Annotated in this window: 14 protein-coding genes and 1 pseudogene; 7 read left to right on the top strand and 8 right to left on the bottom strand. The window is 61.1% G+C overall.

What is annotated here, in order from left to right:
• Positions 1-37: 37 nt before the first annotated feature.
• From HGP14_RS21630 to HGP14_RS21665, 8 genes and pseudogenes are all read right to left on the bottom strand, one after another.
• Positions 38-611 (bottom strand): annotated as a pseudogene (locus tag HGP14_RS21630) (sugar nucleotidyltransferase); the annotation flags it as partial.
• An 82-nt stretch (positions 612-693) separates the two neighbouring features.
• Complete coding sequence (locus HGP14_RS21635) at positions 694-1,806, bottom strand: glycoside hydrolase (protein ID WP_246704529.1); 1,113 nt, start codon at positions 1,804-1,806, stop codon at positions 694-696.
• A gap of 22 nt (positions 1,807-1,828) precedes the next feature.
• Positions 1,829-3,001, bottom strand: coding sequence for a polysaccharide pyruvyl transferase family protein (locus HGP14_RS21640; protein ID WP_168831951.1), 1,173 nt, complete (start codon positions 2,999-3,001; stop codon positions 1,829-1,831).
• A 39-nt stretch (positions 3,002-3,040) separates the two neighbouring features.
• On the bottom strand, positions 3,041-4,219 hold the full coding sequence (locus HGP14_RS21645; RefSeq protein WP_168831952.1) for a polysaccharide pyruvyl transferase family protein: 1,179 nt from the start codon (positions 4,217-4,219) through the stop codon (positions 3,041-3,043).
• A gap of 39 nt (positions 4,220-4,258) precedes the next feature.
• Positions 4,259-6,934: a glycosyltransferase gene (locus HGP14_RS21650; RefSeq protein ID WP_168831953.1), complete on the bottom strand. Its 2,676-nt coding sequence runs from the start codon at positions 6,932-6,934 to the stop codon at positions 4,259-4,261.
• On the bottom strand, positions 6,924-8,393 hold the full coding sequence (locus HGP14_RS21655) for a DUF6212 domain-containing protein (RefSeq protein ID WP_205927272.1): 1,470 nt from the start codon (positions 8,391-8,393) through the stop codon (positions 6,924-6,926). Before HGP14_RS21655 ends, HGP14_RS21650 begins: the two co-directional genes overlap by 11 nt.
• A gap of 181 nt (positions 8,394-8,574) precedes the next feature.
• Entirely contained in the window at positions 8,575-9,837 is a 1,263-nt protein-coding gene (locus HGP14_RS21660; RefSeq protein WP_168831955.1) for a glycosyltransferase family 4 protein, read from the bottom strand.
• Between the two features lie 44 nt (positions 9,838-9,881).
• Entirely contained in the window at positions 9,882-10,454 is a 573-nt protein-coding gene (locus tag HGP14_RS21665) for a MarR family transcriptional regulator (RefSeq protein WP_168831956.1), read from the bottom strand.
• A 195-nt stretch (positions 10,455-10,649) separates the two neighbouring features.
• Between HGP14_RS21665 and HGP14_RS21670 the strand changes: the two genes are divergently transcribed.
• From HGP14_RS21670 to HGP14_RS21700, 7 genes are all read left to right on the top strand, one after another.
• Complete coding sequence (locus HGP14_RS21670; RefSeq protein WP_168831957.1) at positions 10,650-12,410, top strand: type I secretion system permease/ATPase; 1,761 nt, start codon at positions 10,650-10,652, stop codon at positions 12,408-12,410.
• Complete coding sequence (locus HGP14_RS21675; protein ID WP_168831958.1) at positions 12,407-13,807, top strand: HlyD family type I secretion periplasmic adaptor subunit; 1,401 nt, start codon at positions 12,407-12,409, stop codon at positions 13,805-13,807. The genes HGP14_RS21670 and HGP14_RS21675 overlap by 4 nt, the downstream gene beginning before the upstream one ends.
• Before the next feature lie 273 nt (positions 13,808-14,080).
• Positions 14,081-14,740 carry a calcium-binding protein gene (locus HGP14_RS21680; RefSeq protein WP_168831959.1) on the top strand — a complete coding sequence of 220 codons (660 nt, stop codon included), beginning with the start codon at positions 14,081-14,083 and terminating at the stop codon, positions 14,738-14,740.
• A 64-nt stretch (positions 14,741-14,804) separates the two neighbouring features.
• Positions 14,805-17,060, top strand: a complete 2,256-nt coding sequence (locus HGP14_RS21685; RefSeq protein ID WP_168831960.1) for a glycosyltransferase — start codon at positions 14,805-14,807, stop codon at positions 17,058-17,060.
• Positions 17,057-17,896: a class I SAM-dependent methyltransferase gene (locus HGP14_RS21690; RefSeq protein ID WP_168831961.1), complete on the top strand. Its 840-nt coding sequence runs from the start codon at positions 17,057-17,059 to the stop codon at positions 17,894-17,896. The genes HGP14_RS21685 and HGP14_RS21690 overlap by 4 nt, the downstream gene beginning before the upstream one ends.
• Positions 17,893-19,143 (top strand): glycosyltransferase family 4 protein, encoded by a 1,251-nt coding sequence (locus HGP14_RS21695; RefSeq protein WP_168832183.1) that lies wholly within the window; start codon positions 17,893-17,895, stop codon positions 19,141-19,143. Before HGP14_RS21690 ends, HGP14_RS21695 begins: the two co-directional genes overlap by 4 nt.
• Positions 19,144-19,151: 8 nt before the next feature.
• Positions 19,152-19,883, top strand: coding sequence for a hypothetical protein (locus HGP14_RS21700; protein WP_168831962.1), 732 nt, complete (start codon positions 19,152-19,154; stop codon positions 19,881-19,883).
• Positions 19,884-19,893: the final 10 nt, after the last annotated feature.

Below are 19,893 nucleotides of genomic sequence, written 5' to 3' on the forward strand. Positions count from 1 at the left end.
TGAAGAAGCCGCGCTCGTCTTCGTATCTGCGCGGCGCGCCTCGGCCGGAAGGGCGGATGGAGGCTGCGATGTCAAGCACGTCGTTGTCGTAGAAGTAGAGACCTGTGACCGCCCAGTTCGACTTGGAACTCGCAGGCTTTTCCTCGATCGCGTCGGCCTTGCCGGTTAGTGTGTTGAAGCTGACCACGCCATAGCGCGCCGGATCGTCCACGTGGTAGGCGAAAATGGTCGCTGTTGGGCGACCGCGTCCCGGCAGATTTCCTGGAGCCCGGCTCCGTAGAAGATGTTGTCTCCCAGAATGAGAGCGACCGGACTGTCTCCGACAAATTCGCGCCCGATGACGAAGGCCTCGACGAGCCCGTTCTGTTGCGCCTGCTCGGCATAGGAACTGGAAAGCCCGAGCGCGCTTCCGTCTCCTAGAAGGCCCTCGAAAAGCGGTCCGTCTCGCGGCAGCGTGATCACAAATATCTCGCGGATTCCCGCCAGCATCAGCGTGCCGAGCGGATAGTAGATCATCGGTTTGTCGTGCACGGGCAGCATCTGCTTCGAAACCGATATAGTACGGGGTCGAGCCGCGTTCCGCTGCCGCCTGCAAGAATGATCTCTTTCATGCGCTGTCTCCTGTTACCCTTTCGCGCTTCGCACATCGCGGTCGCGCCGGCCTCGGATACGGGAGCGGACAGATTAGACCCGTCATTTCGGCACCCCACCGCCGGTATTCGTTTCGGTGGCCGCGACGCCAGCCGGGCTTAAGACGCCGCAGCGCCAGACGCTGTAGACCGGTTGCGTATCCCAGTCGTAGTAGAACGCCGCTTCCAGCCTCCCTTCCTCCATCATCTCCGAGAAGCCGCGGCGCACGGCGCGGACCGCCTCTTCCCGCTCACGGTCGTCGAGTGGGCAGGAAAGCGCGGTGTTGGCAATGCCCCATTCGGTCACCCAGCACGGCTTGCCCTGCCCTTCGGGCTGGCAAAAATCAAGGAGCGTCGTCACGTAGCGCGCAAGCGCCGCGTCACCTTTGCGCCCTGGGTAGACATGGATGCCGTAGCCATCGACCAGCGCATCAATGCCCCGCTCGCGCAGGAGCGAAATAACCGCCCCGGGGTCGAGCCGTTCCATGCCACGGCGATCGGCCTCGCCAGTGCCGACATCGGAAAGCCCAGCTGAAATCAGAAGCGCGTCGCCGCTGTGCACCGTCGCCCGCAATTCTTCCCGAGTGACGCGGACGGTGCCGACATAGGCGTCGAGGCCGCGCTCGAACGCCGAGCGATTTGCAACTTCCGAAACCCTGCGCGGCGTCCGCCGCCCAGGGTTTTCGTAGACGACGAGGTCGCCATTGTAGGCGCTGTAATTTATCTCGTTTCCGGGTTCGACGGCGTCGATGCGGATGCCCATGCCGTCGATACGGCGAAGCGCCGCGCGCAGGTACTCACGGTAAAGATCGAGGTCGAGATCCGAAAGCCGTTGAACATCCCAAACGCGGCCCCAACCGGTGCGAGGACGCGTCTCCGGCGGATAGTAGTCCTTGTTCCCGAGCTGGATCTCGAGGAGTATCTTCAGCCCGAGCCGGTCCGCCATTTCGAGCGCTTCGATGCTCTTGTCTACCGGCCTTGACAGCGAAAGCCGGACATGGGTGATGCCGCTTGCCGCTATCTCCTTCAGCACGCGCTTCTGGTCGGCGCGGGAAAGCCAGGCGAGGTTTACCCGGTTAATGCCGATGCGATCGGGGAACACATCGTCCGCGTCCGCCAGCGGCGCCGGGGCTAAGGCCCAGAGCGCTGCCAGCGCGCAAGCGAGTAGCGCGCGCATTCGCGGCCTCGCCGTCATCCGCTCAAAGTCCGATCTGCCCTAAAGCGTTTCGGAAATTCGCCTCGCAGGCGGAATAGCGGTCGATCACGGCCTGCGTGTCGATCTTGCCGAGGAAATTGGCGAGATAGGCGCGCTTGTCCACCTCCCTGTTCCAAGTGGCCGCCTCGATATACGGGAAGCCGATGAATTCAAGCATTTCACGCATGCGGTCGTCGACCGCGATCATGAGCGCGGGCGTGCCGGCCTGCATGCCGATAATGCAGCCGTGGAAGCGACGGCCGAAGCAGAGATCGCGGGCGGACATCGCGGTGCGCCACTGGTTCGTATCGAAATAGACCAGCAGCTCGTATTTCAGCTGCCATTTCTCCGAGTGCTTGTATTCGGTCCCCCCGGTGATACGTCCGCTCGCCCGGTCATAGACGATGTCGTTGTCGTCGCCGATCAGGGAGAGATTGTAGGCAACCACTTCGTCCTGGACAACATAGCTTGCAACGCTGTCGGGTTTGAGCAGCGCGTGGGCATCGACGATCGTATCGGCAACGCTGCCGAGATAGCCGCCGAAGGTGATTTTCTGGGCTTCCGCCAGTCCGGGATTGGCAAGCGCCGAAAGCGAGCGCTTCATGTCGTCCGGCGAGAAGTAGAGCGACGGGCAGCCGGTCGGCTTGACGAACTTGATCCCCTGCTCCCGGAGGAACTCGGCGGTGAAATAGCCGCGCGTGAGGAAGAAGCTTTCCTTGTTTCTCAAGACCTCCAGGAACTTTAGCGTACCGGCCGGTAGCTGCTCCTTGAGGCCCTCCTTGCGCTGGATGCCGATGCCCATCACCACGACCGGCATCTTGAGCTTGGCGAAGATCTCCGCTTCGAGATCGGCGGAATAGCCGGGCCGCAGGAGATTGGCGGAGGCGAAGACGCACAAGTCGAATTCGCGGTTCACGCGTTCGTAGAGCTCGTTCGAATCCCGATTGTTGACGAGATGCCAGAACGGCAGATAGGTGACGTCATGGCCGCGCAGGCTTTCGGCCGCCCCTTCGCCGATCAGGTAGTTGCCGGTGTTGGCGATCCTCCTGACCTGCGAGATCAGGCCTTTCCTGGTCCTAGCATCGTCGAAATAGGGCCGGTGGATGACGGTCGTGCCGGACACGTCCGCAATCGTCCGCTGCAGATAGGATGGAATTCCCGTAAGCAAGATACGCATAACTGTCCTCTGAACCGAAAAGAGATGGCCCGGGGGCCGCTAGTGTCCGATGCCGATTTCACGAAGCGTGGTGCGGAAGGCGCGCTCGCGGTCGGAATATCGGTCGACAAGTTCGCTCGTGTTGAGCTTTGCCAGATGATCGGCCACGAACTCGGCGCGGTTCTCCGCCTTGTCGATCTCGGTGATGTCGACAGCGGGCAGGCCGGTGAAGCCGAGCATCTCGCGCATGCGGTCGTCCACCGCCACCATCAGGCTCGGCACCGCCGCCTGCATGGCGATGATCGATCCGTGGAAACGACGGCCGAGATTGAAGTCCATCGACGAGGCCCAGGCGCGCCACTGGTTGGTGTCGTAGAAAGTGCGAACCTCGAACCGCTGCTTCTCCCGCTCGGTGCCAGGGTAGGCCAGATCGCCGATCATCAGGCCCGATGCGGAATCATAGACACGCCCCTCGTCGTTGGGCTCCACCTTCATGTCGAAGTGGAGAAACTCGTCCTGCACGACGTATTGCGGAACGGTGTCCTGTGGGGCTAGCGCATTGGCGTCGAGGATCGCATCCTGATTGCCGCCGAGGTAACCTGAAAAGATCGTCCGCGCCTTGCCGATTTTTACGCTCGACAGCTTGGTCATGGACCGGCGCATGTTGTCCGGCATGAAATAGACGGAAGGGCAGCCAGTCGGGCGCACGAAGGAGAAGCCTTGGTCCTTCAGGAAGCCGGCCGACTCGTGGCCGCGGGTCAGGAAGTAGTGCTCACGCTCCTTCAAGATGGCCAGGAGCCGCTTCGTCCCCTCCGGAAGATTGTTCTCCAGGTCCTTGCGGTTTTGCAGGCCGATGCCCAGCATGACGATCGGCATGTTGAGCCGGCTGAGGACCTCAGCCTCGGCGTCCGCGGAGAGCCCCTTGCGCAACAGGTTCGCGCAGGTGAAGACGCAGATGTCGAAGTTGGCGTTGAACTCGTCGAACCCGTCGCCGTTCTTGCTCAAATTATAGAGATGCCAGAAGGGAACCTGCTTCGCATGCGGCGCAAGCGCGCGCAGGGCGCCCTCACCGATGAGGTAGTTGCCGGTGTTGCTGATGTTGCGCAGCTCCTGCAGGAAATCCTCTTTCGATTCCGGCTGCTTCTGCCGCTCGGCATAGGAGACGGACAAGCCGTCGGCGCCATTGGCAAGGCGCGTGTAGTGACCAGGAATACCCGTCACGAGAATTCGTGGACGCATTCGACTAAACCTTTCTGTTTCAGGGAAGCGGCGCGGCAATCAGCCGATCGCCGCGACCACGGAATTTGCCGCCGGCTGCTCGCGAAAGACTGCGGCGCGGGACAGTGATGAATTTTTCACGGAGCGATCGCTCCACGCGATGAAATCCGAGAAGGAGGAGGCCCATGACCGGCGCGCGGCGGTCCTGATGCAGCCCTCCATGAGCGGAGCGAGCCTCTCGCGATTGTGCGCAACCTCTCCGATGATCCGTGCCATCTCCCTCACGACCTGAGGATCGGAAGCGTTAATGAGGATGCCGTCCTCGCCGTCGGCAATGAGCTCGTCTACGGCGCCGACCGCAGTCGCGATAGGCACGCAGCCGAGCTGCTGCGCCTCGGCGATCATCAGCGGCGCGCCCTCCCAGCGTGACGGCATGACGAGAACGTCGGCCCAGCCCAGCGCCTTGATCAGATCCTTGCTGGCGAAGACGGGCGGGCGCACGTCGACGCCCAGGTCCTTCAATCGTTCGCTCCAAGATAAGCTGGAATCGCCGAGGATTTCCCCTCCGATGGCCCGGGCGTCGAAGGAGACGTTGGAGGCCCGTAGTTGCGCTAGCGTCGCCGCCAGTCGATCGATGCCCTTCTGCTGATCGAGCCGCCCCATGTAGAGAAGCCGCAACCGGTCGTCCTTGCGCTCGATCCGCCTGACCGCCAGAACCTCCGCCAGGGCCTTGGGCGGCACCGTGAAACTGGCACCATTGGCAACGGCGAAAACTTTCTCGTGCGGGACGCCGTAGCTGTGCAGATAGATCTTGAGCTGTTCGGAGCAGGTCAGGAAGGCATCGTAGCAATGCTCGTGGGCAATCGCTGCGAACGGCTGGCCGGCGGGCCTCTTGAAGGCCGTGTTGTCGACGACGTGAAGATAGCAGGCGGTGCGCGTGCCTTCGGAGCGCAGTCGCGCGATCAGGGGATGGACGGCCATTACGTGGTTGTTGATGACCAGGTCGAAGCCGGAAAGCTGTCCCTTCAGCGCCTCCCAGTCGACCGAATGCCCCTCGGCGATAAAGTCCTGCCCAAGGAAGGAACCCGACCCTCCCCAGGCCGGAATTCCCGCGTCCCAGAAGTGAATGTAGTCGAAGCTGGAATCGAATTCATCGATCACGTCCATCCGGGACGTGCCGAGCACGAAGAGATGGGTTTCGTAACCCGCCGCCTTCAATTCCCGGGCGGCCGCGTAGACGACTTTCTCGGCCCCGCCGAACGAGGCGTTCGGCACGAGTAGTGCTACGGTCCTCTTGCCTTCGCTGTGCCCGAGCGGCAGAACCGGTGATCCCCCAACTTCCTTGCGCAGCGCCTTGTGCAGATCGGCGTAGGGCACGAGCCGTGCCGGACGCCAGGTCCACCGCCTGCCCGCAGTCTCGCGCAGGGGACTCGCGGCAATCGCGTTGACGCAATTGATCATCACCTGCTGAGGCGTGATGAGAGAGCGGCGCGGGAGGCTTCTTGGAAAAGGGAAACGCACTTTCAGAACAGTCGATGTCGGCCATACTTGCTGGCTGCCGATCGAAGCGAACCAGTCCACCGCGTTGTTCTGGACCACGTCCTGGACGAGCCGGGTCGAAAGGAAAATGAGATCGGCGGGGCCGATTTTTTCTCCGCCCGCTCCATGAACGATCGGCTCGATCTTGCGCTGGGCGGCATCGTTGGCGAGCTGGACGAAGACGACGTTGCTGCTCTCGCTCAAGCGCTCAAGGTGGGCAAGCACGTTCGGCAGCATGCGCGAACGCCGGAGCAGGTCGAGCGCCGCGCCGCTTCCGGCGACCATGAACGGCGGGAAGTGTTCATTGTCGGGTTCGCCGATGCTGGCCCAGAACGCCGGGATGATGTCGTCGAGGCGAAGCATCGTCGGTGGCTTGGTGGGATCGGTAAAGAAGGAGATCGCCGTATCTTCCGTTCGCGCAAACAGGTAGCGCGGGCACTCCTCATGCTCGAAATCCACCAGCATCGGCCGCTGGAACAACGGCGTGTGGCGTTTGCGCAGGAAGCTTACCGACGTGGCGCGCTCTCGGTTCGCCTCCTTGAAGCGGCTTTCCGCCCGCAGCCTGTATTCGAAGACCGTGTCGTGGCAGGGCGTGCCAACGAAGCCATGCTCGATGCAGGACAGCCAGAACTCCCAATCCTCGAAGCCGTTCTGCCTGTCGTCGTTGAAGCGGACGCCCGCCTGGAAAACGTCGATCGAGATCATTGATCCCGTGTCGCAGATATTGTCGGTGATGCAGTGGACCAGCCGCGAATAGCGGTTGCCGTAGTGGGCGCGCCAGCTGACCGAAAACGTGTCGATATTGGTGTAGACCCACCCGCAACCACTGGATTGGAGCTGCCGGTAAAGCGTCTCGATGGTGCCGGGAAGGACGCGATTGTCGGCATCCAGGAAATAGACAGCCTTCGCCTCGGGAAAACGCTCAAGGACGAACTCAATGGTGCGATTGCGCGCGCCGCCTGGCCCGGCATTCTGGCCGAAAACGACATGGACGGTAGGATGGGCTGCGGCGTAGAGCAACAACTGATCGAACGTCTCGTGCCGCGGGTCGCCGTCGACCGAGATGACAATGACAACTCGGCAGTTGGGATGGTTCGAGGAGAGGACCGACTCGATCGCCTCCAGGGCAAGTGCCGCGTGGCCATAGAGGGGCATGGCCACGACGATCAGGTCGAGGAACTCCCTGTTACCGGACATCGGCGGACTCCGTCGATTGCTTGACCAGCCTGAAGCCGAATACCTTGAGCCAGGAGTAATCGACCGAATCCGTGACCGCGCGGCTGAGGATCATCAGATCCATCGGCCCGCGTAGCGGCTCTTCCAGCTGGATGTTGATGTTGACGGCCTGTTGGGAGTTGACTTCGCGCCACCCGCTGAAGAACGCCGATGGTTTCGCGGCGCCCTTTCGCGCCAACTCGGCCACCTCGGAGCGCGCATTCGAATTAGCCGGGGCGAGCAAAAAGCTGACCGCCGCAGGCTGCCCTTCCGGATGGTCGATGACGGCGCTTGCCGAGAAGGATATCGTTCCGGGCTCGACAGCACGGCTGATCGCTCCGGCAGAGATGCCGCTCGGCAGCGGGTGGCAGACGACGGCGTGCTCATGTTCAAGGAAGCGCACCGTCTGGAACTCAGGCACGATGGGCGTGACCGAGACGTCTACGATCTGGCTCAGTGTGTCGACTGCAAGGCGATAATCGACGATGTATTGGCCCTCGAGAAGGCTGCTTGGCGCAATCATGTTGGGCGCGCTTGCGGGTTTTACGCCAGGCAGCCCCGTGAACACCTTGAACGCCAGCGGGCGCAGATCGAGATCCGGATGCGGAAGTTCCGACCGTGCCGAATACCGCTCGCCGGCGATCGAATAGCCGAGCGAAAGGCCGACGGTCTCAGGTCCCGTCGCGGAGACCCGTAGCCGAAGCGTTCGCGCCGCCCCTCCGCAGGCCCGGGGCAGCGAGAAGAAATTCCAGTTCGGAACGAGCTGCGCATAGGGTACGGTCCACTCGGCCACCCCTTCGCCGCTCTCGAGATAGCTCAATGCGACAACAAGCTCTCCGCTGACCTTGGGCACCGTGTGAAGATGAAGCGCTAGCCCCGCCACACCGAGGCTGGAGACCGGCAGCAGTTGCTCGACAAAGGCGGTGGCAAGCAGTTGCTCGATCCCTTCGTCCTTTGGATCGGCATAGGGATCGTGGGAGAAAATCTCCGAAACCGGCTCCCAGTTTCGCGCCTGGAACGCATCTTCGAGAGCCCGGTAGTTTTCTAGCAGCGTTTCGCGCTCCCGGCGCAGGATCGCAAGCTCCGAGGTGATCGAAGCGCTGTACCGGGCGAGCCTGCCAACGCCACCTTCGGTTAGCGCCCGCAGAAGCGTGAAACTTTCCGACTTTTTGGCGGGATCAAGCCGTTGGACGGGAACCGTGGGGACCGTCCCCAGCGATCCAAGCAGCGCCAGCTGTTCTTGCAGATCCGCCTCACCCTCGTCGGAAAAGGCGACGGCGATCAATGGAAAAGCATTTTGCAATGTCGCTTGAGGACGTCCGCTCGCATCGAGGTAAACGACCAGATGTTCGATATCGCTTCCCTCGAAGCATGACCTGTCCCGGTCGGATGCCGCCACCAGCTTTTTCGCTGCCATTCGTTGCGCTATACCAGAAGACATCAACTCTTGCACGCATCGCCTCTGTAGAAATATGCCGCCCTTGAACTCGAAGACGTCGGATAAACAATTGATTACTCAACTTATCTGGCGTCAGCGGCAGGAACGTAGCAACGATTCTTGCAGCGCACAATAAGAAATTACAGCTTATGTAAAGTAAAAAAGTTCTGATATACTTCAAAAATCAAAGTAATACCTGATTAGCTTGCGTGCCAGCATGACGAACCGGCGATTTCCCGATCAATTTTTCAAGAAGTTCTCGTTGGCGATCGACGCAATCCGTCAGCTTGAAGCGCCGCTCGATAGTCCGGCGCGCCGCAGCTCGCAGCCCGGTGTGACCTTCGGGATTGTCCAGAGCGTCGAGCACAGCCTCGGCCAGCGCGTCCGTGTCGAAGAATGGCACCAGCAGGCCATTCTGGCCGGAACGGATGACCTCCCGGACAGGCGCCGTATCCGATCCAATGACCAGGGCGCCGCACGCCATTGCCTCCAGCACCGACCAGGACAAAACGAACGGATAGGTCAGGTAGAGGTGCGCGGACGAGATCTGGTAAAGCCGCCGCAAAACGGAATGCGGCACCACGCCGGGGAAGAGGATATTCTCCCGCGGCATATCCAGAGTCTCCAGGAGATGGTCCTTCCACGCCCCGCCGCCGGGCGGCGGCACACCATAGCTGACGCCATCTCCGCCGACGAAAACGAACAGCGCATCGCGACACTGCCGCGCAACCTTGGCGGCAGCCTCCAAAACCTGTGGAAATCCGCGGTACGGCTCGAGGTCGCGCGCGACAAAGGTGACAATGGGAGGCCCGCCAGCAGTGAGCATACGTCCATCCGGAAGCGTGACCGAAGCTGTCGGGTCCGGCCGAAACCGCACCGTATCGATACCCTCGTGGCACACCGAAATGCGCCTTTGGGCGTCGGCGGGATACAGGCTTCTCTGCCAATGGGTGGGGCTGATACCGGCCTCAATGGCCTCGAGGGACAAGAGCTGCGCGGTGTTGCGCAGGCGCAGCCTCTTGCGCGTCTCCAGATCAGGCTGATCGTCGGGGGAGAACCCGATGTCCGCGCCTTCCGACCGGTAGAAGAACTCGCAATACCCCAATGCGGGCACCTGTGGCAGCACGTCCTTCAAGAACATCATGCTGCCCCAGCCGATATGGCCGACGACAACGTCGGGCGCCAGGCCCTGCCGCGCCATGGCGTCGAGCGTTTCGGCAACGCGATGGCCGATTCGCGCGTGATGATCGGGAATACCCATGTGCCGGGCCATGTGCGGATTTGCGCGCGGGCCCGATTCCGTTCGATGTCGAACGACGCGAACGGATGGGATCTTCTGGTCTATGGTCTCGGTAATAAGGCTGACCTCATTGCCCGCCTGCGCGAGCTGAGCGGCCAAGGCAGCGAACTGGCCGAAGCCCCTACGATGAACAAACGCCACGTGCATCGCGTCTAGTCCGCCCTCGCCGGGCCCACGGCACCACCCACCGCTTAGACGCCGAACCGTGAAGCGTTGGCCCAGGCCAGTTCAAGCTCGTGCAGTGTCTGGAAGGCCGTCTCAAGCATCCGCTGATCCTGGTCACCACGCTTCACCGCGCGCTCATAGGTCATCGCCGCGTCGCGGAGATTTGCCCTCAGCTGCCGCCCCTTCTCCGTCAGCTTGATGCGTGCGGACCGCTTGTCGCGCTGGGAGGCAACGCGATCAATATAGTCGCCGTCGGCAAGCTGCTTCAAATAGTAGGAAACATTGGAACCAACATAATGCCCACGATCCAGAAGCTCGGCGACCGAAAGCTCCGAATCGCCGATTGCGAGTAGTATCATTGCCTGCGCCGGCCCAACGTCATCTACACGAAGCTTGGTGAGCTCCGCGCGTATCAAGCCCGAAAACCGTCGGCTTGCCCGCTCCATGAGGCGAGCGAGCTCGAAATACGTGATCTGCCGGAGGTCACCAGACTCGACATCTTGAGCATGCCCGGGATCTGCTTGTGCTGCCTGACCCTTATTTTGAATTCTCAGATCGTCATTCAGTTCGGAAAGATTAAGCGCATTACTTTCGTCCATTATAGTCCCCATTTCGGAAAACTACTTCAAAAATTGAAGTAATCTTAAATTACGCCTCATCACCCCGATTAACCTGACCTTGCACACCCCCCCCTTCTATGCCAGATTGGCAAAAGCAATACTACACCTCCGCCCGGTTATAACCAATTCTGTCCTTCAGCAGATGGCCATAACGTTAACTCAAGGCAAATCGCCATGCGTGATACTGTTCAAAATGAGACAAGAAGCAAGGGTCAAATTTCGAGAGGCAAAGATCAACGCAGCCCAGGGTTGCTGATTGCACAAGCAAAGCGTGTATTCTTGTCCGGGTTACTATATGCGGCGGCGCTTAGCGTCTGTCTGAATTTACTACAACTCACTATGCCTCTGTTTATGCTGCAAGTTCATGACAGGGTGCTCAACAGTCAGAGCATGGACACGCTCGTCATGCTCACCATTTTGGCGATCGGCGCCCTTGTGGTGCTCGGTGTTCTGGAATTCATCCGCGCCCTCTCTTTCCAAGCCATCGGTGGCGCGCTCGTGCGCCGTTTAAACATGCCAGTCCTGGCCGCCGCCGTTCAGGCCTCGGTCGACCAGGGCCTGTCGCGCGCGACCCAGTCGCTTCGGGACATCGCGGAATTGCGAAGTTTCCTGACCTCGTCAGCGGTGACCGCGCCCCTCGACGCGGCCTGGTCACCAATCTTCCTCGGCACCCTTTTCGTTCTGCATCCGCTTTTCGGCCTCATCGGGGCGGTTTCCGCGGCGCTGCTCCTTTGCGGCGGCCTTGTCACGGACATGCTGACACGCCAACTCACCAAGGAAGCGAACCAGACTAATGTCGAAGCTGTGTCAAAGATTGGCGCATCCCTGCGACATGCCGAGGCTATCGAGGCGATGGGCATGTTACCGGCCCTGGCGCATCGTTGGCGCGCCCTGCAAATGCAAGCCCTCGGTGCCTTTGAAGTGAGCGGGAGCAGGAGCAAGGCGATGTCGTCCATCACCCGCAGCCTGCGCTATTCCATCCAGATCGTCACCCTGGCGGCCGGAGCGTTTCTGGTGCTTGAGCAGGCAATCACGCCCGGCGCAATGATGGCATCGAGCATTCTTGTTGGACGCCTCCTGATTCCTTTCGATTCGGTCATCGACAATTGGCGGCAGTGGGTGCTGGCGATCGAGGGCTGGCGTCGCCTTGAGGCCACGCTCAAGTCGGACCTTGCTATCCGCCAAACGATGCCCACGCCGCATTCGTCGGGCGACATCGTGGTCGACAAACTGGTCTACGCAGCCCCGGGACTGGATGTGCCGATCATCAAGGGCATTTCCTTCTCACTCTCTCCGGGCGAGGTCCTGGGTGTGATCGGTCCCTCCGCGGCTGGTAAATCGACCCTCGCGCGGCTGCTGGTCGGAATCTTGCGACCCACGTCCGGCGGCGTCTTCCTCGATGGCAACAACACCTATCTCTGGGAGCGCAGCTCGTTCGGCCAAGTGGTCGGATATCTGCCGCAATCGGTCTCTCTTTTGGAGGGCACGATTCGAGAAAACATCGGGCGGATGGCGGACAGCGATCCATACAAAGTGCTGGAGGCGGCGCGATTGGCCGACATCCACGACATGATCGGACGCCTGCCACTGGGCTACGACACGCCCGTCGGTGACGGCCACCTGACCCTTTCCGGAGGGCAGCGGCAGCGCATAGCGTTGGCACGTTGCCTCTACAACCGGCCTCGCCTCATCGTGCTCGACGAGCCGAACGCAAACCTAGACACGATTGGCGAGCGGGCTCTCATCCGCGCGATCCAGCACGCGCGCGACGACGGCGCCATCGTCATCATAATCGCTCACAGGCCAGCCATCATGCAGGTCGCCGACAAGCTGCTCGTGCTTGAAAACGGCCGCGTCACACAGTTCGGGCCGCGAACGGACGTGATTCCGGCCACAATGCCGGGCGAAGTACGCCGCGAGGTGGCCGCGATATGACGGAGAAGAGGCCCCTTGCGGCCCGCCCCGACCTTTCCGAACGGCGCCTACAGATGCACCAGCCGGTGCCGCTGAGTGTCAGCCCTTCGGATCTGGAATTCGAACAATTTGATACCCGCTCGCCGCTCCGCCGTCTTGTCATCGCGGGGATGGCCACGATCCTGGTGTCCTTCGGTGGATTTTTTGCCTGGGCGCTTTCGACCGAACTCAGCAGCGCGACAGTCGCCAGCGGCACGGTTATCGTCGATTCGAAGCGAAAGACCGTCAGCCATTTTGAAGGCGGCGTCATGAGCCGGCTACTCGTTCAGGAGGGCGACAAGGTGTCCGCCGGGCAGCCCCTGATCGAGTTGGAGGATACGCGCGCCCGTTCCAGCCTGCGGTCGCTCCAAATCCGACGCATCGGCCTGATCGCGAAACTGGCGCGATTGAAGGCCGAGCAGACCAACGTGCCGCGGATCAGCTTTCCACATGAACTCGGCGATGCCCAGGACGTCGCGGTCGACGACGCCGTCAGGGCGGAGACGATGTTTTTCGAAAAGCGGCGCGAGAACCAGGCTGGGCGCCTAGAGGTCCAGGGAAAAACCATCGAGGAGTATACCGAACAAGCGAAGTCACTCGGCATCCAGATCCAGGCGACCGATCGACAGATCGGCCTCATCAACGAGCAGCGGACGGCGATAGAAACGTTGGTGAAAAAAGGCGCCGCGGCGCGCGCGCAACTTATCGAGATTGACTCCAAGTTAAGCGAGCTTGCGAGGGAGCGGGGCGAACTCGTCGGCGGCAAGGCCCAGGCCGAAAAAGCCGGAGCAGGGGCACAGCTTGCGCTGACTGGCATCGAAACCGATTTTCAGTCGACGATTGCCGGCGAAATCACAACGGCACGTGTCGATCTCGCGGATGTCGAAGAGCAGATCACGGCCTCGAACGACGTGCTGCGGCGTCTTGAGATCCGCTCTCCGCAGGACGGGATCATCAGCAACATCTTCCTGCGCACCCCTGGCAGCGCGGTCACGCCCGGCCAAGCGCTGCTCGAGATCGTTCCGGAAAATGAGCCTCTCCTGATCGAAATGCGCGTCAATCCTCGTGACATCGACAGCATCGCCGTGGGCTCCAAAACGCAAATCCGGTTGACGGCCTATAATCAGCGTTCCCGCCTGCCCATGGAAGGCACCATCATATATGTGGCCGCGGACCAGTCGGTAGATGAGAAGTCAAACTCCGCATTTTTCGTCGCGCGCGCCAAAATCAACGCGGCATCTTTCAAGGCAAACCCCGATGTCCGCCTCTATCCCGGCATGCCCGCGGAGGTGCTGATCATCCACAAGCCACGCCTTGCGATCGAGTACCTTACCTCTCCCGTCGCCGAGAGTTTCAATCGCGCTTTCAGAGAAGACTAGGACGCGGAATAAAATATGGACATATCACATGTATATTGTTTCAATTTTTGAAGTTGTTTCGAAATAAACTACAGGAAATTTACGTTATAAAAGCCGCAATTTCCGAAATTATGTACCGGTAAGACTCAAAAACGGAAATTTATTTCTCATAAATGGACGTTTTCTCTTCCAAGGAAGCTTGCGCTGTTCTTTATTGCAGTGCACATTCCAGGCGCGCAATCGTCGCACCCCGTGCGAACAACGCGTGCATAGAAACCTGAAGAGGAGAGGCAGATGGCCACATTGGAAGGCGGTGCATACCACGACGCCCTGTTCGGCTCCCGTTTCAGCGACTTCATTCGCGCCCATGGGGGCGATGATTTCGTGAGCGGCGGCAACGGGCACGACCTCGTGTTCGGTGATGACGGTGACGACCTTCTGTTCGGCGGAAAGGGAAACGATACCCTGTTCGGCGGCGAGGGCAGCGACTTGCTGAACGGTGAAGACGGTCACGACACCCTCGTCGGCGGCTGGGGTGATGACCTTCTGTACGGCGACAAGGGGAACGACACCCTGTTCGGCGGACACGGAAGCGACCTTCTGTCCGGCGGTAAAGGCAACGACATCCTCTATGGCGGCGATGGTGCCGATTTCCTCGACGGCGGCGCCGGCAATGACGTGTTGACAGGCGGTGCTGGCCATGACGTCTTCGTCTTCGACGGCGGCGGCGGCAATGACGTCATTCTCGACTTTGCTGCGGGCGAGGATCTGCTGCAGATCTCGAAGGGGATCAATGGCCTCGACGTGTCTTCGCCCGAAGACCTGGCCTCGCGCGTCACCCAGGTCGGCGGCAATGTCGTCGTGGATCTCGGACATGGTGATACGCTCACCCTGGTCAATGTCGATGCCGACGACATCCAGGCCAATCCCGATCACTACTTCACGGTTCACTGAGCGTGAGCCCCGCGCGCCCTGCTTCCTCCCGTGGGGCGCGCTATTCCAATTCAGAGGATAGCGTGTGACGTTCGACAGATCGATAGACGCCACGGGCGATTTCAGGAATGCAGAGATTTTTCGGCTCGGCGCCGAGTTGGCCGTCCTTATCTTGGATCTCCCCCCAGCCCTTCCCGCCGCCACAAGGTGTCTGTTGTCCATGGACCAGTCGCCAGTACCGCTCGTCAGCATGACGCTCCCGCTTGGCAACGGACGGCAACGCATGTTCTGGGCGATGAGGCCAGGAAAGCAGCCGGAGAGTGTGGACATCTGCACTGAAGACGGCGCCACCGTTGATACCATCGTGATGGAGCCCGCGCGCACGCTCGCTCCTCTCGATGTTGAGGCCCTGTTCGCCGGTCTCGCGCCAGATGCTCGCATCAAGTTCGTCAACAACCTTCTGACTGTGTGGCGAAGCGCCTTCCGCATTGCCAGCGATGATCTGTTCAGCATGGTGCTTGAAGACGCCCTTCACGCGCTCGTACCCGAACCGCAGGCCGCCAGCATAGTGTGCCAGGTTGCGCAAGGGCGCCATCTGATTGAGACGACTATTAATCCGGATCTGGGCGACATCACCGCGATCTACGCGGTCGGCGCGGCGTCGATCACACGCATGGCCGTAAGGATTGTCCTCGGACGCAACGCGAAACACGGCTTGCGGTCGTGCCATTTCATCACGGAGGCGCCTTCCCCCTCCCCTCCGTTTCTCATCGTCCTTCTGAGCAAGAATGGCGTCGCCATCCGCCAGCTCGCCGACGGCAAGCCTCGCTATTCCAGCCTTCAGAGTTGGTGGGATAAAAATCGCCAGGCGGTGGACCTGCGCGAAATGATTGTCCGTCGGCTCGCCGCATTGCCGGAAAGCGGCGCCGCGACGGCGATCGACCTGCAAGTTCGCGCGCCACTGGCGGCAAGCCGGATCGCCAAGTCGTCGATGCATCCGTCCGGAGAGGTCGATCTCGCTCTGGCGCTCGACGGCGGTCTGCTGGCCGGCGGCTGGTTTCATGCGCCGTCAACCGTGTTCGCCGGCATCGACTACGTCAAAGAGGACGGCACGGGCGTACCGCTCGACGGGAACAGCTACGAATTTCCGGCATGGGCGCAAGGGAAGGATGAGAAGAGTAAAACCGATGTGACCGGTTTCGTTGCCTGGGTCCCTCTGGCGGAATCCCCCGGACCGCTCCTGCAGCCACGATTTCAGATGCGCCTCGCCTCTGGAGTGGTAATGCCTCTTGTCCCGGAGCCACAGGCTTTCGAGGCCGCAATGCAACGAAACCATGTCCTTCGCGCCGTGCCCCCGCAGCATGCGGTCGACCGCGCCTTCCGTACAATTCTCGCCCCCGCCTTGCAGGACGTCGAGCGACGATTGGGGAGGACCATAGAGGTCAACCGCACCAAGGACTACGGCCTTCCCAAAGGTGCGCCCCTCGTTTCCATCGTAGTCCCACTTTACCGGGTTCTCGACTTCCTGCGTTTCCAGTTGTCCGGGATGGCGACGGATCCATGGCTCGCCGACAACGCGGAGATCATCTATGTCCTCGATTCCCCGGAAATTCAGGACGAGACGGAGCACCTGCTGGGCGGCCTGCACCTTCTGCACGGGCTGGCGATGAAGTTCGTGGTGATGAATCGCAACGGAGGCTACGCGCGCGCTTGCAATGCCGGCGCACGTTTTGCACGCGGCGCCATCCTGGTGATGCTCAATTCGGATGTCGTGCCTTGTGCGCCAGGCTGGCTCCAAGTGTTGTCGCGTCCGCTGCTGGAAAGGCCAAAACTGGGCGCCATCGGCCCGAAGCTGACTTTCGAAGACGGATCGCTGCAGCATGCAGGGCTTTACTTCGGCCGCGACCAGCGCGGGATCTGGCTGAACCACCATTTCCACAAGGGCATGCCGGGCGACTACGCGCCGGCGCAACATGCCCGCGAGGTTCCCGGCGTCACCGGCGCTTGCCTCGTGACCCGCAGGGACACTTACGAGAGCGTTGGCGGCTACACCGAGGACTACGTGATCGGCGACTACGAGGACAGCGACCTCTGCCTCAAGATCCGTCGCCTTGGGCTCCAGATAGTCTATGAACCGGCAGCGTGCCTGTATCATTTCGAGCGTCGCTCGATCCGCCGCAGCCAGGACTACATGCGCGGCGTTGCAAGTCAATACAACTCATGGCTGCACACGCAGCGCTGGGAGGACGACATCACCGAACTGATGGCGAATCAATTCGGTAAAGACCCGGATCGACCCGCCGCCGCGGGTGGGAGAATCCGGGAAAGGAACGCGGCGTGACGCACGCGGCACTCATGCATCCCCCCGCGCCGGCCCGGCTAATCGATGAAGACCGTGTTCGCTGGCTCATCGAATCCGTTCGATGCAATCGTTTTCTGCCGCGACCGTATTCGACCAACGTCTTCGTGGGAGACGGTGATTTTCGCGCGATAGGGGCGGAGTTTCTCGGTTACTTTATTCGCATCGGCGGCCTGCGCGAAGACAGCCGTGTGCTCGACATTGGTTGCGGTATAGGCCGGATGGCCGTGCCGCTCACCCAGTATCTCGATCCGCAAACGAGCCGCTACGATGGTATCGACCCGGTCGAGGGCGGCATCGGCTGGTGCCAGCGTACGATCACGCCCGCCTACCCCAATTTCGCCTTTCAGCGATTGGATATCGCGCACGAGCTCTACAACCCGAGCGGCAAGATCAGCGGAAAGGCCTTGGCCTTGCCCTTTCCGGATCATCATTTCGACTTCGTCATCATGACGTCCGTGGTCACTCATTTGCCGCCCGCGGAGGTGCTTGTCTACCTCTCCGAGATCCGCAGAGTCCTGTCACCCAGCGGCCGCATGTTCATGACCGCGTTCGTGGTCGACGGCATCGCCGCGGCAAATGAAAACGGGCGGCGCGATCCGCGTCTCGCTTTCCGTCGCTATGGCCAAAGCCCATTCTGGTTCGTACCCAACCAGCCACCGCTTGCCGCAATCGGCTTTGAAGAAGGCTTTCTGGACAAGGCGCTCAAACGGGCCGGCCTCTCCGTCGCGCTGAAATCGCTTGGCCATTGGCGCGGCACGAACGCTGGCCACCACCAGGACTTCATCGTGGCGAAGCGCCGGGGAAGTACTCGATGAACAAGCGCATTCTGGTGGCCGCCCACAACCACCCGTCCCTCCATCCGGGTGGAACGGAGATATTCGCCCACGACTTGTTTCGCGCCTACCAGCGCGCGGGGCACGAGGCGCTGTTTCTCGGTGCCACGAACCAAATCCATCGCGAGGCGAGGCCGGGCACGAGCTTTCAGGGCATCGGCCCGGCGGGAGACGAAGTCCTGCTGTGGTCCGGACACTTCGACAGCTTCTTCATGAGCCAGATCGACCTCTATGGCGTGGTGCCGGATATAACGGAGTTGTTGCGCGAGTTCCGGCCGGATGTGGTCCACATCCACCACCTGTTGCTGCTTGGCGCTGAGTTCCCTCACATCGTCCGCCGCACTTTGCCCCACTGCCAGATCGTCATGACGCTCCATGACTATTACCCCATTTGCCATCATGACGGCCTGATGGTGCGCACCGGCAGCAAGGAGCTTTGCTATCAAGCCAGCCCGGACCGCTGTCATGGCTGCTTCAAGGACATTCCACTCGATCGCTTTGTCCTGCGCGAACGGCACCTGAAGGCCCTGCTGAGCACGGTTGACCAGTTCGTCTCGCCAAGCGCTTTTTTAAGGGATCGCTTCGTGCAGTGGGGGTTGGGCGAAGATGCGATTAGCGTCATTCCCAATGGCATCCCCATCCGAAACGCCGGGACCCGACGAGAGTTACTCGAAGGCGGGCGGCCGGTCTTCGGCTATTTCGGAAATCTCAATCCCTGGAAAGGGGTGACCGTATTGCTCGACGCCGCGCGCCAGCTTCAGGCCGATTGCCTCGAATTCGAGCTTCGCGTCCATGGCGGCGCGCCCTTCCAGAGCAAGACCTTCGTCGACGAGGTCGATCGCCGCTTCGCCGAAACGGCGGAATGCGTACAGCCCCGGGGGCCTTATCGACGCGAAGATATTGGCGATCTGGTGGCTGCGGTCGATTGCACCATTGTTCCTTCCGTCTGGTGGGAGAACGCGCCGTTGGTCATTCAGGAGGCCCAGGCTCAGGGCCGCCCGGTCATCGCCAGCAACATCGGGGGCATGGCTGAAATGATCGAGCACGGCGTCAACGGCCTGACTGTGCCACCCAACGATGCGCGAGCGCTCGCCGCCGCGATGCGTAACATATTGGAAGAGCCTGACCTGCTGCGCCAGTTCGCCGAAAACGCTCGCAAGCCCGACGACATCGATACGACCGCCCGCCGCTACCTCGAGCGGTTCGAGCCGGCACAGCTTCAGGCATAGGAGAACTCATGGCCAATCCCGCTGAACGACCGGACGCCGCATCCGAACAGGACAACGCCAAGCCGATGAACGGCCGGGTGGATGCCATCGACATGGGTCGGGTATTCGGCTGGGCATTCGACCCGATGGCACCAGACCAACGACTGACCATCCGTGTCCTGCTCGACGGCAAGGTGATTGCCGAAACGGTTGCCGATCGCAATCGTCCCGACCTGCGGCGCAACGGTATCGGCGACGGCAAGCACGCATTTGAAATCGCACTGCCCGATCCCGTGCAGTCGCGCGCGAACGATCTCGTCGTCGTGGCGCGAAATGGAAGCGGTTCGGAGCAGACCTTGCGCGTTCCCCAGCCAGACGAGCAGGCGGCCGAAGCTCTGATCGCCGCGCCGCTGGCGAAAGTGCTCGACAAGCTCGACGTACTGATGGCATCGCAGCGGCAACTGCAGGTCTCACAGCGCTCGCTGCAGCGCACAACGGAAATCGATGCCGACAAGAGCGAGACAGTCGGCCTGAGCGATCTCAGCAACGCCGTCGAAAGTCTCAGGGTCGATATCGGCCAACGGCTGAATGATCTCGATGTCCATCTGATGCGGCTGGATGGGGTGGTGTCGGGAATGGAGAAGAACCTGAATGCGTTGCAGAAGCGTAAGAACGGCGAGTTAAAACCCCTGCTGTTGCTGCTGTTCGCTCTGGTGGGATTTGCCGCGGGCGCTGGCCTTGCGCTGATTGTCAGGATCTGACGTGGGGGGT

The organism is Rhizobium sp. P32RR-XVIII (assembly GCF_012641395.1).
Classification (GTDB): Bacteria; Pseudomonadota; Alphaproteobacteria; order Rhizobiales; family Rhizobiaceae; genus Rhizobium.